The following is a 2,529-nucleotide window of genomic DNA, read 5'->3' as shown; positions in this document are numbered from 1 at the left end:
CTCATGATCCGGCCTTTCCAGGGGCCCGTGGTTGCGGGCGCATCGTCTGGGTCGACTGCTAGACCATGATCCCGAAAAGAGGAAGCCGGTTTGTTCCTGGCGCGATGGCGTCAGATGTCGGCACCAAGACCCCGCCGGATTGCTCCGGCGGGGTCTTGTGGTGCGAATGGTTAGTTAAATATGCTGTTGCGCGCCGGATTCTGCTGTCGTGGAATCCGTTGCTTTTGCTCGGCAGGCGCGCCACCGGGGGCGGAAAGTCGGGCGGATAGAAAGGCGGCAGGTAACCGCCGCCCGGTATCTGCTCGTAATAGCCGGCACGGCCCTCGCAGGGGTGCAAGACCTCGACGTCGCCGACATGAACTTCAACCTCGGGGTCTTCGAAATAGCCGTCGAAGTCGACGAACCATGAGCCGAAGGGCGGGACGTTGGCCGGCCTGACCAGCGCCGTCGGCGTGATCTGCACGCCGTGCATGGCGAGCGGCCCGCCGCCGGCAAGGAGAAACATCCGGCGTTTCCGCGCAAATCAGGGCAAGGCGCGACGTTCCGGCACGTTCTTCCCTGATCGAATTGTCTGCTTTCCTCATAATCACGATACGTCGGCTCTTATGGTGGGGTCAACGGAATCAGCGGAAGCCCAGCGCGTCGAGCCGATCCCGGAAGCGGTGGTCGCACCGAGTTCCCGCAAACCGCGGAGCCTCTGGATTTCCAGTCATGGGCCTTTCCTTTTTCCGGGCCGCACCACGCGGCGCATCTGGTGTCAGTCGCGAACCGACGCGGAAAGGTTCATGGGAGCCATGGCCGGAGAACCCCGGCCGGCCCAAGAAAAGGATGTTGGATGCCTTGCGCAGAATGCTTGCGCGCCGCGCAGCCTGTTCTTATATACGCGCCAAGCCGTTCGGCGCCGGAATGCCGGTTGCCGAAGCGGAATTTCTTGTGAACAGGGGCTTTCGTCGGAACGCCTGTACGGGTCCTGAGAGCCTGCTTAGCGGAGAGATTAGAAAAATGGCAAAAGTAATCGGTATCGATCTGGGGACCACCAACTCCTGCGTCGCCATCATGGACGGCAAGGAATCGAAGGTCATCGAGAATGCGGAAGGCGCGCGCACGACCCCTTCCATCGTCGCCATCAACAGCGACGGCGAGCGCCTCGTCGGCCAGCCGGCCAAGCGCCAGGCGGTCACCAATCCCGAAAACACCATCTTCGCGGTCAAACGCCTGATTGGCCGTCGCTATGACGATCCGGTGACGGAAAAGGACAAGAAGCTTGTCCCCTACAAGATCGTCAAGGGCGACAATGGCGACGCCTGGGTCGAGGCCGGCGGCAAGAAGCAGTCGCCCAGCCAGATCTCGGCAATGATCCTGCAGAAGATGAAGGAAACGGCGGAAGCCTATCTCGGCGAGAAGGTCGAGAAGGCGGTCATCACCGTTCCGGCCTATTTCAACGATGCCCAGCGCCAGGCCACCAAGGATGCCGGCAAGATCGCCGGCCTGGAAGTGCTGCGCATCATCAACGAGCCAACCGCGGCCGCACTTGCCTACGGCCTCGACAAGAAGGAAGGCAAGACTATTGCCGTCTATGACCTTGGCGGCGGTACGTTCGACATTTCGGTGCTCGAAATCGGCGACGGCGTCTTCGAGGTGAAGTCGACCAATGGCGACACCTTCCTCGGCGGCGAGGATTTCGACATGCGTCTGGTCGAATATCTGGCGGCCGAATTCAAGAAGGAACAGGGCATCGATCTGCGGAGCGACAAGCTCGCCCTTCAGCGCCTCAAGGAAGCAGCCGAAAAGGCCAAGATCGAGCTGTCGTCGACGACGCAGACCGAGATCAACCTGCCCTTCATCACTGCCGATGCCACCGGTCCCAAGCACCTGACGCTGAAGCTGACGCGTGCGAAGTTCGAGAGCCTGGTCGAGGATCTCGTCCAGCGCACGATCGATCCCTGCAAGGCGGCGCTCAAGGATGCCGGCCTCAAGGCCGGCGAAATCGACGAGGTCGTCCTGGTCGGCGGCATGACCCGCATGCCCAAGATCCAGGAGATCGTAAAGCAGTTCTTCGGCAAGGAGCCGCACAAGGGCGTCAATCCGGATGAGGTCGTCGCATTGGGCGCCGCCATCCAGGCCGGCGTGCTGCAGGGCGACGTCAAGGACGTGCTGCTGCTCGACGTGACGCCGCTGTCGCTTGGCATCGAGACGCTGGGTGGCGTGTTCACGCGGCTGATCGAACGCAACACGACGATCCCGACGAAGAAAAGCCAGGTGTTCTCGACGGCCGAGGATTCACAGTCGGCCGTGACCATCCGCGTCTTCCAGGGCGAGCGTGAAATGGCCGCCGACAACAAGGCGCTCGGCCAGTTCGACCTGGTCGGCATTCCGCCGGCGCCGCGTGGCGTGCCGCAGATCGAGGTCACTTTCGACATCGACGCCAACGGCATCGTCAATGTCTCGGCCAAGGACAAGGGCACCGGCAAGGAGCACCAGATCCGCATCCAGGCGTCTGGCGGCCTTTCGGACGCCGACATCGAGAAG

General features: G+C 62.1%; 1 protein-coding gene and 1 pseudogene. One reads left to right on the top strand and one right to left on the bottom strand.

Features of this window, described 5'->3' with window-relative positions; genetic code table 11:
* Positions 1 to 244: 244 nt before the first annotated feature.
* A pseudogene (locus EOA86_RS30355) lies at positions 245 to 496 on the bottom strand (hypothetical protein); the annotation flags it as partial.
* 506 nt (positions 497 to 1,002) lie between these two features.
* Between EOA86_RS30355 and dnaK the strand changes: the two are divergent.
* A partial coding sequence (gene dnaK / locus EOA86_RS30350) for a molecular chaperone DnaK (protein WP_128344996.1) occupies positions 1,003 to 2,529 on the top strand: 1,527 nt, incomplete at its 3' end.

The organism is Mesorhizobium sp. M5C.F.Ca.IN.020.32.2.1 (genome assembly GCF_004023105.1).
GTDB classification, from domain to species: Bacteria; Pseudomonadota; Alphaproteobacteria; order Rhizobiales; family Rhizobiaceae; genus Mesorhizobium; species Mesorhizobium wenxiniae.
The sequence above is the reverse complement of the archived record's forward strand: the minus strand, read 5'-3'. Positions and strand labels throughout refer to the sequence as shown.